Below are 1,980 nucleotides of genomic sequence, written 5' to 3'. Positions count from 1 at the left end.
GAGGGTGCCGGTGAGGACCGGGGCCGTGGTGTCGTTCCAGGTGGTCAGGGTGTCGGTGCGCTCGTCGGCGGACAGGACGTCCACGGTGCCGACCGGGGCGTCGGGGGCGGCCACGACCGCGCGGAGCACGCGCTCCAGCCGGCCGGTGAACGCCTCGATCGTGGCCCGGTCGAACAGGTCCACGGCGAAGTCCACGAAGCCGTCCAGCCCGGCCGGGGAGCCGTCCCCGCCCGACCGCTCACCGAAGCTCAGGGAGAGGTCGAACTTGGCGGCGCCCGTGTCGGCCTCCTCGTTCCGCGCGGTCAGACCGGGCAGTTCGAGGTCGCTGCCCCCCGTGTTCTGCAGGGTGAGCATGACCTGGAAGAGCGGGTGGCGGGCCAGCGAGCGCTCCGGGCTGACCAGGTCGACGAGGCGTTCGAAGGGGACGTCCTGGTGGGCGTAGGCCTCCAGGTCGCTCTCCCGGACCCGGTCCAGCAGCTCGCGGAAGGTCGGGTCGCCGGAGGTGTCGGTGCGCAGCACCAGCGTGTTGACGAAGAAGCCGACCAGGTCGTCCAGGGCGCTGTCGGTGCGGCCGGCGACCGGGGTGCCCAGCGGCACGTCCGTGCCGGCGCCGAGCTTGCCCAGCCAGACCGCGACGGCGGCCTGCAGCACCATGAACAGGCTGGCGCCGGACTCCCGGGCCAGCGCGGCCAGCCCGGCGTGGACGTCGGCGTCCAGGGTGAACGGGACCACGTCGCCGCGGTAGGAGGCGCGGGCCGGGCGCGGCCGGTCCACCGGCAGGGGCAGTTCCTCCGGCAGTCCGGCCAGGGCCCGGCGCCAGAAGTCCAGCTGGCCGGAGACCACGCTCGTCGGGTCGTCCTCGCTGCCCAGCACCTCCCGCTGCCACAGCGCGTAGTCCGCGTACTGCACCGGCAGCTCGGTCCAGGTTGGCGCCTCGCCGCGGCACCGCGCCGCGTAGGCGGCCGACAGGTCACGCGCCAACGGACCCATGGACCACCCGTCGGCGGCGATGTGGTGCAGGACGAGGAGCAGCACGTGCTCCCGCTCGCCGGCCCGGAACAGCGTCGCCCGCAGCGGCAGATCGGTGGAGAGGTCGAAGCCGCGTGCCGCGGTCGCGCCGAGCGCCGTCCGCAGGTCCTCCTCGTCGACCTCGACGAGGTCCAGCCGGGGCACCGCCCCGTCCAGGACGACCTGGACCGGACTGCCGCCGACCTCCCGGAAGACGGTGCGCAGCACCTCGTGGCGGCCGACCACGTCGTGCAGGGCCGCGGCCAGCGCGGCCGGGTCGAGCACACCGGTGAGCCGCACCGCGACCGGCAGGTTGTACGTGGCGGCCTCCGCGCCGTCCAGCCGGCTGAGGAACCACAGCCGCTGCTGCGCGTACGAGAGGGGCAGGTGCTCGGGGCGCGGTACGCGGGACAGGGCCCGGCGGGCCGGTCGGGCGTCGCCGAGCAACTGGGCGAGCCCCGCCGGGGTGGGCGTCTCGAACAGGGCCCGGATGGGCAGTTCGACGTCGACCTCGCTACGGATCCGGCTGATCAGACGGGTGCCCAGCAGGGAGTGGCCGCCGAGCTCGAAGAAGCTGTCGTCGGCCCCGGCCGGGGCGTCGAGTCCGAGGACCTCCCCGAACAGGCGGCACAGCAGGGCCTCCTGCGCCGTGGCCGGAGCACGGCCGGGCTCCCCGGTCTGCACCTCGGGGGCGGGCAGTGCCTTGCGGTCGAGCTTGCCGTTGGGGGTGAGCGGCAGGGCGCCCAGGGTGACGAAGGCCGACGGCACCATGTACTCGGGCAGCGCGGCCGCCAGGTGCCTGCGCAGCGCGCCGCCGTCCGTGTCCGGGGCGGGGGTGGTGTCGGGGACGGTGTAGGCGACGAGCCGCTTGTCGCCGGGCCGGTCCTCGCGGACCAGCACGGCCGCCTGGGCGACGTCCGGGTGGGACACCAGCACCGACTCGATCTCGCCGAGTTCGATCCGGAAGCCGCG

At 74.9% G+C, this 1,980-nt stretch carries 1 protein-coding gene; it reads right to left on the bottom strand.

Annotated elements, in window-relative coordinates:
* On the bottom strand, positions 1–1,980 hold a 1,980-nt coding region (locus B7L92_RS28485; RefSeq protein WP_255311186.1), incomplete at both ends, for a condensation domain-containing protein.

This window comes from Streptomyces viridosporus, from assembly GCF_002078235.1.
Lineage (GTDB): Bacteria > Actinomycetota > Actinomycetes > Streptomycetales > Streptomycetaceae > Streptomyces > Streptomyces viridosporus.
This window is presented reverse-complemented; position numbering and strand designations above follow the sequence as displayed.